The organism is Streptomyces sp. NPDC020801 (genome assembly GCF_044334385.1).
Lineage (GTDB): Bacteria > Actinomycetota > Actinomycetes > Streptomycetales > Streptomycetaceae > Streptomyces.
This window is the reverse complement of record NZ_JBIRST010000001.1, coordinates 29186-47859: the sequence shown is the minus strand read 5'-3', so window position 1 is coordinate 47859 and position 18674 is coordinate 29186. Positions and strand designations below refer to the sequence as shown.

At 67.6% G+C, this 18674-nt stretch carries 19 protein-coding genes; 14 read left to right on the top strand and 5 right to left on the bottom strand.

Annotated features, from left to right (window positions below):
* Positions 1-258: 258 nt before the first annotated feature.
* The 3 genes from ACH4UM_RS00215 (at position 259) to ACH4UM_RS00205 (ending at position 3906) form a co-directional block, all read left to right on the top strand.
* Entirely contained in the window at positions 259-1407 is a 1149-nt protein-coding gene (locus ACH4UM_RS00215) for a DUF3631 domain-containing protein (protein WP_398171929.1), read from the top strand.
* 410 nt (positions 1408-1817) lie between these two features.
* Positions 1818-2204, top strand: coding sequence for a plasmid mobilization protein (locus ACH4UM_RS00210; RefSeq protein ID WP_388125432.1), 387 nt, complete (start codon positions 1818-1820; stop codon positions 2202-2204).
* A 4-nt stretch (positions 2205-2208) separates the two neighbouring features.
* Complete coding sequence (locus ACH4UM_RS00205) at positions 2209-3906, top strand: relaxase/mobilization nuclease domain-containing protein (protein ID WP_388125435.1); 1698 nt, start codon at positions 2209-2211, stop codon at positions 3904-3906.
* Here ACH4UM_RS00205 and ACH4UM_RS00200 read toward each other — a convergent pair whose 3' ends face one another.
* The 4 genes from ACH4UM_RS00200 to ACH4UM_RS00185 are packed head-to-tail and all read right to left on the bottom strand — an operon-like array spanning position 3907 to position 6929.
* The gene (locus ACH4UM_RS00200) at positions 3907-4467 is read right to left on the bottom strand and encodes a flavoprotein (protein ID WP_388125438.1); all 561 of its coding nucleotides are present in this window, start codon (positions 4465-4467) and stop codon (positions 3907-3909) included.
* Entirely contained in the window at positions 4464-5258 is a 795-nt protein-coding gene (locus ACH4UM_RS00195) for a WbqC family protein (protein ID WP_388125441.1), read from the bottom strand. The genes ACH4UM_RS00200 and ACH4UM_RS00195 overlap by 4 nt, the downstream gene beginning before the upstream one ends.
* Complete coding sequence (locus ACH4UM_RS00190) at positions 5200-5889, bottom strand: YdcF family protein (protein WP_306500884.1); 690 nt, start codon at positions 5887-5889, stop codon at positions 5200-5202. The genes ACH4UM_RS00195 and ACH4UM_RS00190 overlap by 59 nt, the downstream gene beginning before the upstream one ends.
* A complete protein-coding gene (locus tag ACH4UM_RS00185) occupies positions 5886-6929 on the bottom strand; it encodes a helix-turn-helix domain-containing protein (RefSeq protein ID WP_388125445.1) in 1044 nt (347 codons plus the stop codon). Before ACH4UM_RS00185 ends, ACH4UM_RS00190 begins: the two co-directional genes overlap by 4 nt.
* Before the next feature lie 119 nt (positions 6930-7048).
* On the opposite strand from ACH4UM_RS00185, the gene ACH4UM_RS00180 reads away from it, so the two are divergent.
* From ACH4UM_RS00180 to ACH4UM_RS00140, 9 genes are all read left to right on the top strand, one after another.
* A complete protein-coding gene (locus tag ACH4UM_RS00180) occupies positions 7049-7465 on the top strand; it encodes a hypothetical protein (RefSeq protein ID WP_388125448.1) in 417 nt (138 codons plus the stop codon).
* Positions 7466-7497: 32 nt separating this feature from the next.
* Positions 7498-7878, top strand: coding sequence for a hypothetical protein (locus tag ACH4UM_RS00175; RefSeq protein WP_388125451.1), 381 nt, complete (start codon positions 7498-7500; stop codon positions 7876-7878).
* Entirely contained in the window at positions 7875-8111 is a 237-nt protein-coding gene (locus ACH4UM_RS00170) for a hypothetical protein (RefSeq protein ID WP_398171927.1), read from the top strand. Before ACH4UM_RS00175 ends, ACH4UM_RS00170 begins: the two co-directional genes overlap by 4 nt.
* Positions 8112-8344: 233 nt before the next feature.
* Complete coding sequence (locus ACH4UM_RS00165; protein WP_388125456.1) at positions 8345-9505, top strand: radical SAM protein; 1161 nt, start codon at positions 8345-8347, stop codon at positions 9503-9505.
* On the top strand, positions 9502-9693 hold the full coding sequence (locus ACH4UM_RS00160) for a hypothetical protein (RefSeq protein WP_398171925.1): 192 nt from the start codon (positions 9502-9504) through the stop codon (positions 9691-9693). The genes ACH4UM_RS00165 and ACH4UM_RS00160 overlap by 4 nt, the downstream gene beginning before the upstream one ends.
* A 123-nt stretch (positions 9694-9816) precedes the next feature.
* Positions 9817-10620 (top strand): phosphotransferase family protein, encoded by an 804-nt coding sequence (locus ACH4UM_RS00155; protein ID WP_388125549.1) that lies wholly within the window; start codon positions 9817-9819, stop codon positions 10618-10620.
* A 212-nt stretch (positions 10621-10832) separates the two neighbouring features.
* The gene (locus tag ACH4UM_RS00150) at positions 10833-11801 is read left to right on the top strand and encodes a hypothetical protein (RefSeq protein ID WP_388125461.1); all 969 of its coding nucleotides are present in this window, start codon (positions 10833-10835) and stop codon (positions 11799-11801) included.
* Positions 11802-12071: 270 nt separating this feature from the next.
* Positions 12072-13064 carry a cyclic GMP-AMP synthase DncV-like nucleotidyltransferase gene (locus tag ACH4UM_RS00145; protein WP_398171923.1) on the top strand — a complete coding sequence of 331 codons (993 nt, stop codon included), beginning with the start codon at positions 12072-12074 and terminating at the stop codon, positions 13062-13064.
* Positions 13061-14824 (top strand): ThiF family adenylyltransferase, encoded by a 1764-nt coding sequence (locus tag ACH4UM_RS00140; RefSeq protein ID WP_398171921.1) that lies wholly within the window; start codon positions 13061-13063, stop codon positions 14822-14824. Before ACH4UM_RS00145 ends, ACH4UM_RS00140 begins: the two co-directional genes overlap by 4 nt.
* 88 nt (positions 14825-14912) lie before the next feature.
* On the opposite strand, the gene ACH4UM_RS00135 is transcribed toward ACH4UM_RS00140, so the two are convergent.
* On the bottom strand, positions 14913-15995 hold the full coding sequence (locus ACH4UM_RS00135) for an SAVED domain-containing protein (RefSeq protein ID WP_388125470.1): 1083 nt from the start codon (positions 15993-15995) through the stop codon (positions 14913-14915).
* Between the two features lie 448 nt (positions 15996-16443).
* Between ACH4UM_RS00135 and ACH4UM_RS00130 the strand changes: the two genes are divergently transcribed.
* Both ACH4UM_RS00130 and ACH4UM_RS00125 read left to right on the top strand, forming a co-directional pair.
* Positions 16444-17199 carry a DUF5131 family protein gene (locus ACH4UM_RS00130; protein ID WP_388125473.1) on the top strand — a complete coding sequence of 252 codons (756 nt, stop codon included), beginning with the start codon at positions 16444-16446 and terminating at the stop codon, positions 17197-17199.
* 99 nt (positions 17200-17298) lie between these two features.
* Positions 17299-18426 (top strand): three-Cys-motif partner protein TcmP, encoded by a 1128-nt coding sequence (locus tag ACH4UM_RS00125; protein WP_398171919.1) that lies wholly within the window; start codon positions 17299-17301, stop codon positions 18424-18426.
* The last annotated feature ends 248 nt before the right edge of the window (positions 18427-18674 follow it).

The following is an 18674-nucleotide window of genomic DNA, read 5'->3' as shown; positions in this document are numbered from 1 at the left end:
TCCGGCGCAAACCTGCAGGTCAGCGGCGCCAAAACGGGGACCGGTCCCCAAGAGGCTGCAGTTGCACCAGGGGACCGCGATCACGGTCCCCGCCAGTCGCTGGGGGCCGACAACCCCGCGGCGGGAACCGCCCAGCAGGAGGGGACCGGCCCCGTCGACACACGGGGACCGGATCACGGGACCGGCTCCCGGCCCCCTCGGGGACCGGGAGACTCTGCGGAATGGGGTTCCGGTGAGGGTGCGGAACTGCTGGATGAGTTGCGGGCGGCGATCGGCAAGTACGTCGTACTGCCCAGTGACGAGGCGCTGACAGCGGTCACCCTCTGGGTGGCGGCCACGCACCTCCAGACCGCTCTGCAGCACGCGCCGCGCCTGGCGGTCGTCGGCCCGACGAAGGGCTGCGGCAAGTCCCGGGTGCTGGACGTGCTCCACGAGACCGTCCACCAGCCGATCATGACGGTGAACATGTCCACGGCGGTGCTCTTCCGCGTCATCGGCAAGAACCCGCGCACGATCCTGGTGGACGAGGCCGACACCATCTTCAGCAAGGCCGGCGAGAACGAGGAACTGCGCGGCCTGCTGAACGCCGGACACCAGCGCAACCGGCCCGCCTGGCGCATCTCCGGTCCGGAACACAAGCCGACCCCGTATCCGACCTTCGCCATGGCCGCACTGGCCTCGATCGGCGACCTCCCCGACACGATCACGGACCGGGCGGTCGTGCTCCGCATGCAAAAGCGCAAGCCGGGCGAGAAGGTGACCCCCTTCCGCTCGCGCTACGCCACCCCCGAGCTGAACGCGCTGCGGGACAAGCTGGCCGCCTGGCTGGGACCGCTGCGCGGCACGGCCGGCCGCATGGCACCGACCATGCCGGTGGAGGACCGGGCAGCGGACACCTGGGAACCGCTGGTCATCATCGCCGACTTGGCCGGCGGCCAATGGCCCGCCATTGCGCGTGCGGCCTGCGTGGCGATGACCCGCTTCGAGGCCGTCCAAGACGAGCAGACCAACCTCAAGACGCGGCTGCTGCGCGACATCCACCGCGTCTTCGAGACACACGGCAACCCAGAGGTCCTGTCCAGCCTGGATCTGGTCACCGCCCTGCTCCAGGACCCCGACGCCCCCTGGGCAGAGCACGGCACCAACGGGCTCAACGCCTACCACCTGGGCAGAATGCTCCGGGACTTCGACATCCGCCCGGCCAACTACCGCTTCGACAAGGGCAGGCAGGCCAAGGGGTACACCCGCAACCGGTTCCTCGACAGCTGGGCCCGACACTGCCCCGACCTCACCGAGACGGCGCCCGCCCCCACGCACCCGGCCCAGGGCAAGCCGCCTGCCGCCCCGGCGGGCCAGCTGCCCATCGGCCCGCCCGGCGGCCCCGCCAGCACCAAACGCGCCCGCTGACCCGCCTCCCCCTGGGTCCGTATCACTGCGTCGCATCCGTCCCCGCGCAGGTCAGCGCGGGGACGGATGTCCTCACCGGGACGGACTTCTCCGTACCTGCCCGAGTGTCCGTACCTGTCCTGACCAGGCATGGGACGCATGCGACGCACGTGACACAGCCCCCGCCCCCTCACCGCCGGAGCATCACCATGCACGAACAGCACCACGAACTCCCCACAGCTCAACAGCAGACGCACACCGCCTCAGCCCCAAACAGCGCAGCAAGTTGTCGGATAAGGAGTCCTTACCCGGCCCCCGCCCCAGGGGAGGCGGAGGCATCCGGCGCCGAGACGGCACCGGAACCGGTCGGCCCGGGGGAGCCGACCGAGGGAGGGGCCATCGAGCCGTCGCCGAGCGCGCCGCAGACCTCCGTGCAGCGTCGCCGCCTGCGTGACAAGAAGCTGCGCGAGCACCGTGTCCATCCCCGCTACAACAACGACGAGTTCGAACTCGTCCAGAAAGCCGCGGCCCTGAGCCGCATGGCAGCAGGCGGCTACGTCGCCGAGTGCTCGCTCGCCGCCGCCCGCGCCGACGACCCCACTGCGGCAGTGGCCGACTACCGCGCTGCGGTGAAGGCGCTCATGGCCGCCAACGGGCAGCTCGGCAAGGTCGGCAGCAACCTCAACCAGCTCACCTGGCACCTCCACCAGGACGGCGCCTGGCCCCACCCCGAGACCGTCCAGCGACTCCTGGACCGCGTCGAGGTATCCGTCGCCGAGCTGGACGCCGCTATCGCCCAGGTCATGGAGGGGCGGTGAGCCATTGATACCCAAGATCATCCTCGGTCAGGGCACCACGCGCGGCCTGATCCACTACCTGTACGGCAAGGGTGACGCGAACGAGCACGTTGATCCGCACCTGGTGGCGTCCTGGAACGGCTTCGCCCCCGACCCCGGCCGCAGCCCCCACCGCGACCCCCGAGAGGTGGAGAAGCAGCTCGCCGCGCAACTCGACCAGCCTGTCCAAATGCTCGGTGACCGCGCACCGGAGACCACCTTCTGGCACTGCCCCGTCCGGGCCGCCCCCGAGGACCCGATCCTCACCGACGCCCAGTGGGCCGCGATCGCCCGCCGGATCGTGGCCTCCGCCGGCATCGCCCCCGACGGGGACGAGGAAGCCTGCCGCTGGGTAGCCGTCCGCCACGCCGACGACCACATCCACATCGCCGCCACCCTCGTACGGCAGGACGGTCGCCGCCCCCAGCGCGACCACGACATGCGCGCCGTGCAGAAGGAGGCCCGCCAGATCGAAATCGACTATGGGCTCCGGCGGCTGAAGGCCGGCGACGGCACCGCCGCCAAGCGTCCCACCAGCAAGGAGCACTTCAAGGCCAAGCGTCTGGGCCAGGACAGCACCGCCCGCGAGGTCCTCCGTATGCGGGTGCGCCGCGCGGTCGCCGCCGCGGCCGACGAGGCCGAGTTCTTCTCGCTGCTGGAGGTGACCGGCGTGGACGTGCGCCTCAAGCTCGCTCCCTCCGGCGACGCGCTCGGCTGCAACTTCGCCCTGCCCGGCAACGTGAACGAGGAAGGCGACCCGGTGTGGTTCGCGGGCTCCACCCTCGCCCCTGACCTCTCCCTGCCAAAGATCCGCGAACGCCTCGCCACCACCAGCCCCGAGCTAGCCACCATCCAGCCTGGCAACCCATGGCACCAGGCCACCGCCGCCACCGAACGCATCTCCCACCACCTCACGAAAGACGACGAGCAGACGGCCCAGGGCCAACTCGTCGCGCTCGGCGCGACGCTGGACCTGCTGCCCGTCATGGCACCGACCGCAGCGCGGGCCGAACTCGAACAAGCCGCCGCTGCCTTCGAGCGCGCCACCCGCTCCCGCATCGCCGCCGACCTCGACAGCACCCGCGCCCTGCGCCGCAGCATCCAGACCATCTGGCGCGAGAGGCCACAGGACAGTGACGGCACCGGGCTCACCATGCTCCTGAACGCCGCACTCACCGCGGTCGCCTTCGCGCTGCACTGGCACCGCACCCGCCAGCACGCCCAGCAGGAGACGGCAGCCGAACAGGCCCTCCTCCACCTGCAGACCGCGTACGCGCAGACCGCCGAGCCCGTCCTGGTCGGCCTCGCCAGCCGGGCACCCGGCCCGCAGACCAAGCGCCGCTTCGCCCACCACCTTCAGGATGTGGTTCCGGAGCACGTTGAGCGCATCCTCAACGACCCCGCTTGGGACGCACTCGCCACCGTGCTCGCCGAGGCAGAGGCAGCAGGACACAACGCAGCCACCGTCCTCGGCCAAGCGCTGCACCAACGCGCCCTGGACGACGCCCGCAGTCCCGCCCGCGCGCTGACCTGGCGTATCCGCCGCCTCGGCGAGCGCCACGTTCCCGGTCCTTGGGCCCAGGCAGCCAGGGCCCACAGTGCCGTGCAACGGCGCAGCGCGCCGGTCCACCCCGGGGCAGCCATTGCTCGGCCACCGCAGGGGTCACCGACACAGCGGCGCTGATCAGGCCGGGGCGGACAGCCTGGGCGCGAGCAGCTCCAGGGCTTCCTCCCAGCGGTAGCGGTCGGCCCCGCCGCCGGCCTTCGGCCGGTGCGGTTCGTACGAGCCGATCAGGACGCCCATCTCGCGTAGCCGTTCCAGACTCTGGCGGTACGCGGGGTGGGCGGCCTGGGCTGAGTTCAGGTACGGCAGCACGGCGACCGGGATGTCCATGGCGGGTGCTTCGCACAGGACGCCCAGGGCGAGATTGTCGGAGATCCCGGCGGCCCACTTGTTGACGGTGTTGAAGCTGGCCGGGGCGACCGCGATCGCATCCGCGGGCCGAGTCGGGCGCGGTTCACCTGGTGACCGCCATGCCGAGCGGATGGGGCGGCCGGTCTGCGCCTCGACCGCCTCCGCGTCGAGGAAGCCGAGTCCTTGTGGGGTGGCAATGACGCCGACGTCCCAGTGTCGTTCCTGTGCTGCGGTGATCAGCTTGCCGACGTCGGCGGCGACCCCGGCCGCGCAGACCACGACGTACAGGAAGGGCCTCTTGGCCGGTTCCTTGGTGGTGGGCTCGGTCACGCGTGGGCTCCAGGATGGTGGGCTTCTCGTTGGGCGGCCAGCTGATTGGCCAGCGCATCGGGCCCGATCTTGCTCAGAGCCCACAGACTGCTGGATCGACGTGCCCACCGCCAGAGCGGGTTGTCCACAGGGGTGTGGAAGGGCAGCACAGGAATGCCGTGGGCGTCGAAAGGAGCACCGTCGAGGTAACGCAGACCACCGGTGCCGCACAGATAGTGGGTGCTGCCGGTGGCTGCCGCCAGGTCGGCGAGGCGCTCGGAGCGGCCTTGCCGGGTTGGGATCTCGCTGCTGTCCCGCACCTTCCCCGACCAACCGAGAGCGCTGAGCAGGGCGATCGTCGATGTCCTCGCCAGGTCGGCCACACGGTCCGACTCGTCGAGCGCGTCCAGTACCTCGGACACAGCGCCCCAGTATGGGCTGCGGCCGTAGTACTGGCGGACGAGAAGCTGGACCGTCCGGCGCGAGCGACGCGGATCAACGAGCCGTGCCTGGCTGATCAGCGTCTGGCGCCCGTGGGGAAGGTGCGTCGGGAGCGTGAGCCACTGCTGTCGGGATGGATCGTCCAGTGCGGCGAGACGGGCGCGGTGCTGGTAGTCGCGCCGGGCGAACTGCACGTCGTCCAGGACGATCCACAGGTCGGCGGAGAACAGCTTGGCCAGCGTGGACAGCCGGGGAAACAGGTTCGGTTGGTGGATCGCGCACAGCCCGTCCGACGCATCGGCGCGGGGCGGCTCAGGTGCTGATGAGGCGGCTGTCGAAGCCGGCGCCCAGGAGGCGCTCGTAAGCGTCATACACATCCCCCGGTACGTCCTGCTCGACGGCAAAGCCGAGCTTCGGGTACTCGATCACCCGTTGCAGGTCACCGACGAGCATGTCGACGACGAGCTTCTCGTCGCCGATGGACTTGATGTAGTCGTCCAACTCCAGCGGCTCGGAGGCGCACACGACCTCAGCCTCGGGCCACAGCTTGCGGCAGGTCGCATACGAGCGGCGCTCCATGTACGGCTTGGAGATCAGCAGCAGCGACTGCACTTCCACCCCGGCCTCGGCCAGCAGCTCGCGGGAGAAGGTGATGTTCTGGCCGGTGTTTGCGGCCTTCGACTCCACGATGATCGCCTCGTCCGGCACCCCCAGGCTCAGCGCGTGCTCGCGGTAGTGGACGGCCTCGCCGCGAGGGAAGCGAGCGCGGGTGGTGGGGCTGTTGCCGCCGCTGAAGACCACGACCGGGAAAAGGCCAGCGCGATAAAGGTCGACCGCAGTAGTCGCGACCCCGAGGTCGTGGCTGCCCAGGCCGATCGCCGCCGAGCAGGGCCGCAGCTCGTGGCCCATCTGGTGGTAATTCCAGATCAGCGTCGCGTCGTGGAACTGCTCGTCGGTGATCTGGCGCTGCTGGTGCTCCGGCACTGGCACTCCCTGGCTCATCCTTGCTGGCCCTTTCGGATGCCCTCAATACTGCGCAGCTGGTGGCTCAGCCCGTACTGCCGGGCCACCTGTGCCGCCTGATCGAGGACGGACCGCCCATCATTCCGGGTCGCCGCATCCGACAGAAGGATGTGCCCGTAAGCGGTGTCCAGCCTCACCCGCTGCATCGGGGAGTCGACCGTGCCGGTGGTGCGCGCGATGTCGATGTAGTGCAGTGCCTGCTTCAGGTCGCCGGCACCGCGATGGGCCAGGGCCAGCTTCTGGTGGGCGACCGACCAGTCCTCCGGCTCGCCCAGGTCCTCGAAGGCACGAGTGGCGGCCGTCATCGCGTTGGTGGCGTACTCGTTGTCGCCCTCCTTGCTCAGCGCCGTACCCACCCACAGCCGCGCCCTGGCACGGTCACGCGGGCTCAGGCGCTGGTCCCCGGCGAGGAGTTCGTAGTGGCGAGCGGAGGATTCCAACTCGCCCGACATCTCCTGAACGACGGCCAGGGACAGCTCGATCTGAGCCACCCGGCGTGGGATGTCGAGCTCGGTGAACATGCCGCGGGCGGTCAGGTAGGAGTGGCGGGCGGAGAGTGGGCCGAGGATCGCGCCCTGATCGCGCTGGAGGTCGCCCAGGAGCGCGAGGGAACGGCCGTACAAATAGAGACCCTTGTCGTCCAGCTGCTGGGGCGCACGGCTGCCCAACCAGCGGTTCAACAGGGTTGAGGCGAACGGGAAGTCCTGACGGCTGATGCAGACAACAGCGCGCTCGATGTCCTCGGTCCAGGTCTCGTAGTCCGCTGGCCGCGCGCTCTTCTGCTCAGGGAACAGCATTGCCTCGAAGCGGGACTGGGCGGCGGAATCCGCCCGTGCGAGTGCGGTGTCGAGGATGGCCTGGGTGTCCGGTCGGGGCTGTGTCTCCGCGCCGAGGCTCTCCCACTTCGCAACCGTGCGCAGCGCGACACCGAGGTGCTCGGCGAAAGCGCGCGTGCTCATACGCAACGCGGCGCGCAGGGCGCCCGCCTCCCGACCTGTCCATTGCTGCACGCTGACCACGGATGACCTCCCTCCGTCACGTATGGAAGCACTGTCGGTGACGACCTGGGGTGGGAAGTGCAACGGAAGTACAACATCAGGTCATTTCGAGGCCGTTCACGACGGCTGACGCTATGGGCATGGACGACGACCTCATCACCGAACGCCGCCCCGTCGCCTTCCCCCAGGTCTTCGGCTACCTACGCCACGTCACCGGCGGGTCGCCCCGCCACGCGGCGCTCGTCGACTGCCTCACCGAGTACTGCGAACGGCACGAACTGGCCCTGTGCGGTGTCTTCACCGAACGCGACTCCACGGTGATCATCCGGTCCCCGGCCTTTGTCGGTCTCCTCGATGCGCTCGAACTCCCCGATGCCTACGGTGCCGTGGTTCCGGCTCTCAGCCACCTCGGCCCGAAGGGCCTCGGCACCGAGCGCAAGCGGCAGATAACAAATGCAGGCGCTCGTCTGATCGTGGTCCGCCAGGTCACGCCGACCGCGGAATCCACTTCTTCGCTCGGCGCGAGCCACAGCTTCTGGCCGCAGGGGGATGCATGATGTCCGTGCGCGATGCGTTGCGAAGAGCTCCCATGGTGAACGACGTGCCGGGGCTGCGGCTGCTGAAGGTCGGCGACGGCTGGGACGTCGTGCGCACCTCCGCCGAGATCGGCCTCCTGGCCCTGGCCTACCTGCGCTGCACTGGTACTTCCGTCGGCCCCGTGCTCTACGACAGGCCCAACGGGCGTCTCTACTACGCCGTCCCGACCGGCACCGCAACCAGCTGGGCCGATCTGCCAGTACGGCACCTCTCCACCAACTCCTGGCTCGTCGCACCCGGCCTTGAGCTGCTCGACGACTGGTTCGGCGGGTGGTGCGAGCTGCCTGACGACGACACCCTCACGGACACGGAGGCCCTCCGCGCTGCTCTCCAGCATCCCTACGTCGCCACAGCTCTGGAGACGGTTCGATGACCAGCCGCACGATCATGCGCCACCAGGAGTGGACCCTCCAGCCCGACCGGGAACCCGACGCAGAGCCCACCACGTACGCGATGCAGTGCGCGGTCTGTGGCAAGACCTCGCCGCCCAGCACCGGCTTCGCCGACCCGCAGAGCTGGGTGTTCACGCACGGTGGCCGCAATCCCTCGCACCATACGTACCGGGAGATCATCACCCGCCCGTGGAGGGCCTGGTGGAAGCCGTAAACGGCCGTCTCACCGCCCAGGTCACACAAGGGGCCCGCTACGCCGGACCACTGCTGATCGTGCTCGTGTCCGCCTCGTAAGGCTTCGCGATCGACGTGACCGCCTCGACACGCACGGATCACACCCCTGACCCGCGCTTGGCGAGGGGTTCCACCGGCTGAGCTGCCGGCCAACCTGATCGCCGCCCACTACCAGCCCCGACCGACCGCTCATACCCAACCAGTGGAGGTTCCATGACCGAGACGAACACCAGCGGCGAGAGGCGGGGGACCAAAACAGCTCCGCGGCTCGTGGCCAGCCCGTTTCTCGCCCAGTACCTCCTTGTCCAGCCCGGCCTGGCGGCTGGCGTGCGCATCCCGGAGGTCCGCTACGAGGAACTGCGGGATGCGGGGGCGGAAGGACGATCTGTCCCAGACTGGCTGGCCGACGCGGCGAGGGAGGCGTGGGGGACCGAACTGCCCTCGTCGCCAGTCAGCGACGTCGTCCTCGTCCGCAAGCGGTCCCGGTACGGGTACGGCAAGGCGTCGTGGGAGATCAACCTCGGCTGTGACTACGACTGCGAGTTCTGCTACCTCGGGGAGAAGCGGTTCGAGGGCCTGGACTGGGCGGGTAAGCAGGCGCTACTCCAGACGCTGGGGGACGCCGGTGTCCTGTGGTTGCAGATCACAGGCGGTGAGGCGCTGATCGACCGCGAGTTCGGGGCGGCATACGAGTACGCCCACCAGCTCGGGATGATGGTCCAGGTCTCGTCCAACGGCTCCTCGCTGCGGAAGCAGCCGATCCGGGACCTGTTCGCCCGCCACCGGCCGTACCGACTAACCCTGAGCGTCTACGGAGCCACAGCCGAGACGTACGACAAGGTGACACGGAACCGCGGGGCGTTCGGCCGGTTCCTGATGGGCCTGGACGCCGCTCGCGAGGACAGGCTGCCGGTCCGCCTGAACGTGATCGTCTCAGACGGCAACGCGCACGAGACAGACGCGATGGTGTGCCTCGCGAAGTCGTACGGCTTCCCGCATCAGGTCTTCACGAACATGTCGCCCACCATCGACGGCGAGGCGAACCCCCTGGCGACGCAGGCACTGGGGCATCTCAAGGCCCGGAGCGTCTTCACCGGCTGCAACGCCGGCCACACGTTCTTCCACGTCAACCCGCACGGCATCGCGTCGATCTGCAAGGTCGGCCGCGACCCGAGCGTGAACCTCATCACCGAGGGCGCCGAAGCCCTCCCTCGACTCGGCGCGGTCGCCGAGTCCCTACAGCTCCGCACCGGTGGATGCTCTGGCTGCACGAAGGTCGGCGCGTGCCGCACGTGCCGGCCGCTGGCCAGGCTCTACCAGGAGGCGGGGGACCGACGAGAGCTCTACTGCCAGCATGGAGGTTACGGATCATGACTCCGCCCAGCGAGCCGGTGCTGCTCACCATCGGCCGCCGCCCGGCGGACGGCCCGACCGGTGTTCTGCCGGTTCCGCTGACCACCGCGTTGATCAAGGACGACGAGTTCCAGATCGTCGCCGACCTGGACGAGGCCGCCGAGGGCGCCGAGTGCAGCTGCTCGGCCGGTGACGACCAGCCCTACTAGATCCACCACGGGTGGCGCCCGTACCGCCCTCCTGTTCCACCCCTTGAGTGCCGTCCCGGCCGTACGCTGGCCGGGGCGGCACTCCCCCGTACCCGAGCACCCCCTGAGGAACCGCGCGTGTCCATGTCCCGCATCCCCTTCGAGCAGCTCCCCGCTGGCATCCGCCAGGCCATCGCCGACAAGACCGGCGCCGTCCACCGGGCGGCCACCGCGCAGGGCGGCATGAACTCCGGCATCGCCTCCGTCCTGGAGACGAACGGGGGCAGGGTCTTCGTGAAGGGCATCCCGTCCGACCATCCCCAGGTCGCTGCCCAACGCCGCGAGGCAGCCGTCGCCCCGTACTTGCCGGCATCCTGTCCGCGCCTGTACTGGCACCTGGAGTTCGGCGGCTGGTACTTGCTCGGCTACGAGGTGATCGACGGCCGCCACGCCGACTACACACCAGGCTCACCCGACCTGCCGCTCGTGGAAGCCGCGCTTGTCGAGCTGCAGGACGTCACAGCGCCCCCAGGCATCGGTCTCAAGGACGCCGTCGACCGGTGGGCGGACTACGCACCACCGGGCTCCCTGCATTACTTCGAGGGCAACGCCCTCCTGCACACCGATTTCGCCCCGGACAACGTCCTGATCACCGATGACCGTGCGCGAATCATCGACTGGGCCTGGCCGACCCAAGGGGCGGCCTGGATCGACCCATGCGCCCTTCTTCTCCAGCTTATGGACGCCGGGCACTCCGTGGACGAGGCACTCGCCTTCGCTAGTCGGTTTCCGTCCTGGCGGGACGCAAAGGCCGAGGCACTCGCGGCGTTCAGCTTGGCCACGGCGGCACTGTGGCGGGAGATTGCTGAAGTGGAGCGGACACCATGGAAATTGGGGATGGCGAAGCGGGCGGCGGAGCTCGCGCGCGTCCGGGACTGGGCTCTATAGACGCTAGGTACTGGTATCGGGGGGACGCATTCGGACGGACTGCCCGGCTGTCGGACCGCACCGAAAGCTTCAGTAGCGCACGAAAGACTTCAGTAGGTTCTTCACTGCCGCAGCGAAGGTTTCACTAGAGCGCCCAGACGACGGAGCATCGTGGACGCAGACAGTGGAACGTCCTCTTCTGCGGCGCCCAACAGCACCCTGAGGGGGAGACCTTGCAACTCATCGAGTCCCTTGAGCCGCCTTCGCGTCCCGACCTGGAATTCACCCTGGTACGCAACGGCATGGACTACCTCAGCAGCGCGGTGCTGTACCTGACAGGCAACCTGAAGGTGCCCGAAGAAGCCGCCGACTTGTGGCCGGAGGCTACCCGGGGACTGCACCCGTGGCCGCGCCACTGGGTTAGTGACCGTTACCTGAAGTACGGGGTCCTGCATCTGCAGGCAGCCACCGAGGTGCTCCTCAAGGCCCGGCTCGGGCGTGAGCACTGGAGCCTGGTCTTCAAGGACCCCGGGAGTGCCACTCGTGGGGCCTACGAGCAGGGCAAGTTCGACAGTTGCACCATGACCGCTGCTTTGGATCGTCTCGTCGGCATCGTTGGGGTACCGATCACGGAGAAGGAACGCAAGGCCATCAAGGACCTGGGGGAGACAAGGAATGCCCTGACCCACTACGGGCACACGTCGAACGCCTTCGCTGTGGAGGCGCGAGCCGCCCGAGTTCTGAGTTTCCTCGTCGACTTCGTTCCAAGGCAGCTGCACCCGGTGCTGTCGAGCGAAGCCGAGATGGTGGCGGAGACGATGCGCGCAGTGAGGTTCCAACTGCAGGACATCCAAGCACTGGTGAAGAACCGGATGCAGGAGCTAACCGGCGAGCTCAAGGCGGTCGTCAAGCGTACCGTCATCTGCCATGTCTGTTGGCAGTGGGCGCTGGTGGTGGGCGAAAGCCCGGTTACCTGCCGGTTCTGCCTGCGATCGTATGACTCCCCTGCCGACGCTGCTGTCGACTACATGGCGTATGTCCTGGAGGACGACCCCTTCGGGGCTCTGAACTGCTCGACGTGTGGCACGGCTGACGTGGTGACGCCCGCGAGCACGGCAGCAGACAAGAGCCACGACGTCGCCTTGTGCTTCCACTGTGGCGCCGTCGATGCCAGGGGTTCGGGCGAGCCGTCGGCTCCTTAGGCGTTCCGAGCGTCGACCGTGCCTCAAGTCACCCATCGAAGATTTCAGTGCCGAAGTCAGAGCCCTGCTGGCTGAAATCTTCAGTGCGGTCGGATACCCGGCTCCCAGCGGTGCTCGCGTCGACGAGGGTGCCGGGGCCGCTTGGGGCTGGCGACGGCGTGATGTCAGTGGTGACGCCTAGGCTGGATGAGGCAAGTGTGTTGCGCCGCCAGCTCCCGTCCTCTGACGCGGTCCGGGGGGCGGTCGGCCCGTTCGAATCCGAGGACAACCATGCAGCTCGCCGACCATTTCAATGAGTTCCTGCGCACCACGGTGAACCTGGGCCAAGTCAAGCTCGACCTTCTCGACACCAGAGTGGAGGCGATCTACCGGGCGTTGAAGGCGGACGAGGAAATCGGCTCGCTGGTCCTGGACAAGATTCCGCAGGGCTCATGGGCGCATCGCACGATCATCGACCCGGTCGGCGGGACGGAGTTCGATGCTGACGTGATGCTGCTGATGGCCGAGAACCCGGACTGGTCACAGAGCCCGAAGACGTATATCGAGGAGGTGTATGCGGCCCTGCATCGGCACAGCATCTACAAGAACATGCCGCACTCACGTAAGTGCCGATGTGTGCGGCTGGTCTACAGCAACTCCATGCACGTGGACATCGTTCCCTACGTGGTGCTAGTCGACGGTCGAGAGGTCATCGTCAACCGCGACGAGGACACCTGGGAGAACACCAACTCGCAGGGCTTCACCACTTGGATGCGTACTCAGGACCAGATCGCGCAGGGGAATCTGCGCAAGGTCATCCGGTTGATGAAGTTCCTGCGCGACCACAAGGGATCGTTCACCGGAACGCGGTCGGTGATCCTGACGACGCTGCTCGGCAACCACGTTCATGCCTACAAGAAGTTCTCCGATCCGGGCTACTACCGTGATGTGCCCACTGCGCTCTTGCACATCGTCGCTGACCTGGACACCTATCTGCAGGCCAACGAGATCAAGCCCTCGGTCGCCGACCCCTCAGGGTCTGGGCTGACCTTCGACCACCGTTGGGAGCAGAACACGTACTCCTACTTCCGCGACCGCATCCACAAGCACGCCGCCGAGATCCACGACGCTTACCACGCCGAGGACAAGGACACGAGCCTACGGCTGTGGCAGGACCTTTTCGGCCCCGAGTTCAAGGCCCCGGTTGCGGCAACCAGCGGCTCCAAGTTCCCCGTGGCTGCCACCACGGTCACCGCTGTCGCGCGGCCTGGTCGCGCCGGGTGAGCAGCGGCAAGAACCGACCCGCACCGACGGACTGGCAGAAAGAGGCCCTGGCCGAGCTGCGCGAGGCCGCGGCCGAACAGCCGGACGTGCTGCGTCTGGTGGGAGTTCCAGCCCGCGGCCAGAACGGTGTGCTCAGGGTGACGCTGCGGCTTCACACCGGACCCTTGGCCACTGCTGACGGCGGCTTGGTTCTGCAGGAGCACGAGGAGTTCGTCCTGACCCTGCCGGCCTCACCGCTGTCCGCAACCACCGTCGAAGTCGAACACTGGAGGTTCGCCGGCTACCCGCATGTCCTCCAGGGGCGCCGACTGTGCATCTTCCTTGATCCCGCCCGCGAGTGGGATCCGCTGCGCGGGGGCATGCGGGCGTATCTAAACCGGCTGTGGTCCTGGCTGAGCGATGCGGCAGCGGGCCAGTTCAACGCATCAAAGGCGATGTACCACGCCGTCGGCGGAGTGCTTCACCAAACGCCCGGAACCCCGACGCTGGTCGTACGCGTTCCCGGCCCCGACCAGCGAATCCAGACTGGCTACCTGATCGCGCGCACTGAGCACCGACTAGACCTGGCCTACAGTTCGCCCCCGGAAGGTGGGGCCGTACGGGTGCCAGTAATCACCATTGCGGGAGCGCTGCCGCTCGGCGGCGGCTCCACCTTTGCCGAGCTGCTGACCTACGTGGACAACCCTCCGTTCGATCGCCAGCGGAGAAGCTCACCGCAGGCGGTCGCCCAGTCTCCGGCGACCCTGACCACGCTCGCGGCCAGTGCGGCCCGCAACCCCGATGGCTCGCCGCAGTACCTGATCCTGGCAGTCCCGCACCCTGCGGGCGGCCCACCCCATCTCTTGGGTGCACGTCTTCCCGCGCCTGCCGCGGATGCACTGCGGCGCATGGCCCACGACCAGGGTTCCGCGCTGAACATCGACGCCTCCCGGATCCGCTCGGACCTACTGATCGAATGGTGCCCTGTGTCCGATGAACGACCTGCCGTGACCACACGTCGCGATGACGGAAGCCTCATCGGGGGCTTCTTGGGGAAACACGTGCATGTCTGGGGCTGCGGCGGCCTTGGCTCCTGGATCGCCGAGTTCGTCGTCCGTGCCGGCGCCTCACAGGTGACGGTGTGCGACCCCGGAACAGTCACCGGCGGACTGCTGGTCCGGCAGAACTACGTCGAGGCTGACGTTGGAGCCTCCAAAGCCCAAGCCCTGGCCCGACGGCTGCGAGGAGTGGATGACACTGTCACGGTCCACGTCCACGACGGCGTACTGCCCGACGCTGCAGCTCTGGCAGGCGCCGAAGTCATTATCGACGCGACCGTGAGCATTGCCATGGGCCACATCCTGGAGCGCCTCGCGACTAGCGGGGGACCCCACCCGGTCCTGGCTCAGGTAGCCACCGACACCCGGAGCGGCACCTTGGGCCTGCTGAGCGTCTCCGCACCCACCACCGCACAGGGGCCCAGCAGCATCGACACTGCCGCCGGGAAGATCGTACTGGCCGACCCCGCCCTGGAGCTTTACCACCGCCTGTGGCAGGACACCCCGGACGGCGACGAACTTGTACCGACCCGCGGCTGTTCGGTGCCCACCTTCCACGGGTCATCGGCCGACCTGGCTGCGGTCGCCGGAACACTGACGTCCTTCCTGGGGATGCACCTGATCACTCCCGGCTCGGGTACGCATCTGATCGCGCTCCCTCACGCAGCCGGATCGCCCCATCACCATTTCCTGGCCCACGACCCGACACCGACCACGCCCTGACCCACCCCATGTGCACTGGAGGTTGCGCTGTCGCCAAGGCGAACGGGAACGCAGTAACTGGCTATCGGATCGCCAGCGAGTGCCAGTGTCAGGGAATCTCCAAGGCTCGTCGATATCCGCTCGGCGTGCGGTCGTAGAGCACCAGCGCCGGGTGCACCTGGCGGTCGCGTACCCGCCCCAGGCTTACCCCGGCCGAGAGCGGCACCGCGAACAGGACGTGCAGGCGCCGCACCTGCTTCGCGCTCGCCTCCAGATCCGCGAACAGCGATCGCAGCACCTCCTGGAACCGGGTCAAGGAAACGCGATTGCGCAGCACGTCCGGCGCGGCGGCAACACCAACAGGGCTGATGCGGTACCGGCGCAGTCCGGCGAGCTGGTGTGGGACCTCCTCGGGCTGGATCGTGCCTGAGATGTTCAGCACGAGCACCGCCTCATGCGTGGGCGGTTGGTCAACGTCGAGGTGAACCGCGAAGCCGACCACAGGCGCTGTCGAAGACCACGACCAGGACTCGTCTTCGCGGTGACGCTGATAGACGTCGGTGGGCACGGTGTCGTCCAGACGAGATCCGAGGTAAACAAGCAGTGGCAGCCGGGCGAAGCCGAAAACACTCAAGTGCGCAACTTTGTCACGGGCGATACCGCGGTTGAGCTGGTTGTCGATGACCTCGTCGATGACGGCGGTGGCTGCCCGGTAGTAGGGCGAGCCTCCAGTCTCCTCATCGGGGATGTCACGCAGATCGATCGTCATCTCACCAGCCACGTGGCGCAGGTCGATCTCCACGCCGTGCCGCTCATAGGACTCCAGGAATAGCGGGAACCGGTCCCCGGAAGTGATCACTGCGGTAGCAGCGGTCTGCCGGGTCAGCTCGACTTCCTGGCCACGCACCCGGCCCACCATCCGCAGCACGGTGGTCGCCCGGTCGTCCGCCAGCCCGGTGACGTGCTTGATGCGGTCCTCGTGAGCGCGTTTGAGCGCGCGCAGCCGTTCCACGGTGAAAACGTCCAGGGTGCCGGAAGCGTCGATCTCGTCGTGCTCGTCGGCACAAACCAGCATCAAATTGTCGGCGGTCTCGCGCTCCACCAGGTCGTGTTCACCGCGCGGGGAGCCTGCGGTCTGTTGCTGGCCGACGATGTGTGCCAGCTCACCCTGCCGCACGGTGCGGCCCGTCATCCCACCGTCGAGCAGATACCTGTTGCAGATCGCGCACCGACCACCACTACGCACCCACACCTCCAAGCGCACAGGCGCTGGGATGGCCCGTCTCCCGCCGCCCTGCCCGGCAGCCTTCCTCGCCATACGTTGCCTCCCGTCTCGGAGCGCGCCTGCCGGAACCATTGTGCGTTCCCGTCCACCCGTCACTGGTGCCAAGTGCCGCCAGGCATTCGACGACACTGCGGCCCTCTGCGACGCGCTCGCCGACACCCTGAGTTTGACGAACGGCCGCCGGATCCTCCAGCCAGCCCTCGATTCCAACACCCCCTTCACAGAACACTCGTTCGAAGTGAAGGATGGAGGCGATCGCGTGTCAGTTCGGCACGTCGCTCGTTAGGCAGCGCAGTCGAAGCGCCGGGTGGGAAAGCGCTGATGACCAGTGTCCACCCGCTACGGGAGGGGACCCATGGGCGATCGCAGCACAATCGAGTGGACCGAGGCGACCTGGAATCCCACCACAGGATGCGACCAGATCTCCCCCGGGTGTGACAACTGCTACGCCTTGACGTTATCCAGGCGTCTCAAGGCCATGGGTGTTGCCAAATACCAGGCTGACGGGGATCCCAGGACATCCGGCCCGGGCTTCGGCCTCACCCCTCACCCAGACGCATTGGCCATTCCCCGCCAGTGGAAGGCCCCACGGATGGTCTTCGTCAATTCCATGAGCGACCTCTTCCACGCCAAGGTCCCCCTGGACTTCGTCCGGCAGGTCTTCCAGGTGATTGCCGAGACTCCCCAGCACACCTACCAGCTACTGACCAAGAGAGCCCGCAGGCTGCGACGTGTGGCCGGCGAACTCGACTGGCCTTCCAACCTGTGGATGGGCGTCTCCGTCGAAGATGCAGAGCACCTGGATCGTGTCGACGACCTTCGACAAGTTCCCGCTGCCGTGCGCTTCCTGTCCTGTGAGCCACTACTCGGTCCGCTTACCGGTCTGCACCTGGACGGCATCGGCTGGGTTATCGCCGGAGGGGAGTCCGGGCCCCACCATCGGCCCGTGCAGGAGGAGTGGCTGGTGGACATCCGCGACGCCTGCAACGACGCTGGAGTGCCCTTCTTCTTCAAGCAATGGGGCGGCCGCAGCCCGAAGTCAGGGGGCCGCGAACTCGACGGAGCGACCTGGGACGAGATGCCACCCCGACTGCCTGTCGCAGCCCATTAACGGCCAGAGTCCAGCAGACGCCGTACGCACTCTGGTGGCATATGGCAACGGTGTGTGACCCTCTCCCCAGCGGGGCCGACGGGAGTAGGGGGACCGATCGTGGCCGTACCGAAGGATGCCGTGTGGGAACGCGATCCGCACACGGCGGCCAAACATGACTTACTCAAGCAGTACTTGGCGGCATGGGCGCCGATTCTGCTGTCACGACTCGACGTGATCAGTTACGCCGAAGGCTTCGCGGGTGCCGGCGTCTACAAACAGGGAGAGCCTGGCTCCCCGGTCATCGCTTACGAAGTCTTCGCCGACGCTCTGCACAGGTTCCCAAAGCGTATGCGCGTGATCCTCATGGAAGAGGACGCCCGGCGTGTCAAAGAGTTACAGCGCCAGATGGAGCTCGTCCGCTCCAGGCATACGGACGACATCACCAAACGAATAGCCGTCGACATACATCACGGAGATTTCCGCCCGGCCCTCCTGCAGAAGCTGCGGGGCATCGGCGCATTGGGGAAGCCTCTCTTCGTGCTGCTGGACAGCTTCGGCGGACCCGACATCCCCTTCTCGCTCCTCCAGGAGCTGGGGCGCCATCCCAGCACGGAAGTGATGGTGACCTTCGAGCCCAGCTTCCTCACCCGGTTCGCCGAGAAGCACGACGGCCACCGCCAGCTCGGCGACGAAGCCTTCGGCAGCCAGGAGTGGCAAGGCGTCTTCCAGCAGTCTCCCTCAGGCAAGTTCACCTTCCTGCGCGAGCAGTACCGGAACACGCTGCGCCAGGCAGGCTTCACGCACACGCTGTACTTCGAGATGGTCGACGAGGGCGGCAGGATGCTCTACCTGATCTTCGGCACCCAGCACGAACGGGGGCTGGAGAAGATGAAGGACGCCATGTGGAAGGTGGACCCTTCCTACGGCGTCCGCTACCGCGACCCCAGGGACACCCAACAGCAGATGCTTGATCTCGTATTCGAACCGGATACGGCTCCGCTGCGACGGATCCTGCACGACTTCATCTCCGAAACGCCCGGCGGGCGAACCATCCCCGAGCTCAAGCGATACGCCCTCTTGGAAACCGTCTACCGGCCCGCCCAAGTGATCGAGACCGTCCGGCAGCTGCGTGAGGCGGGCGCCGTGACGACGGAACCTCGTGCCATCAACGCCAAGACGCGAGTAAGCCTGGCGGCGACGCCGCCCACTACCCGTCCGTCAGCCGAGCAAGGCGCCCTCTGGTGAGAGGCCGCGAGGGCACATCCAGGGCACATGAGCCTGGGAAACGGCGTTGACCCGTGAGAACTACCGAGAGGAGTTTTCCCAGGTCAACGCACATTTCCCTGCGAACCCCCAGGTCAGCCCCCTCCCCCTCCCATTCGCTGCACGAGTGGCAGGACTTCTCGCACCGGCTGCACGAGGCGGGGCACCAGCCTTATTGCCTGGTGTGGCCCTGAGCTGAGCCTCACTGCCTGGTGTGGCCCTGAGCCGGG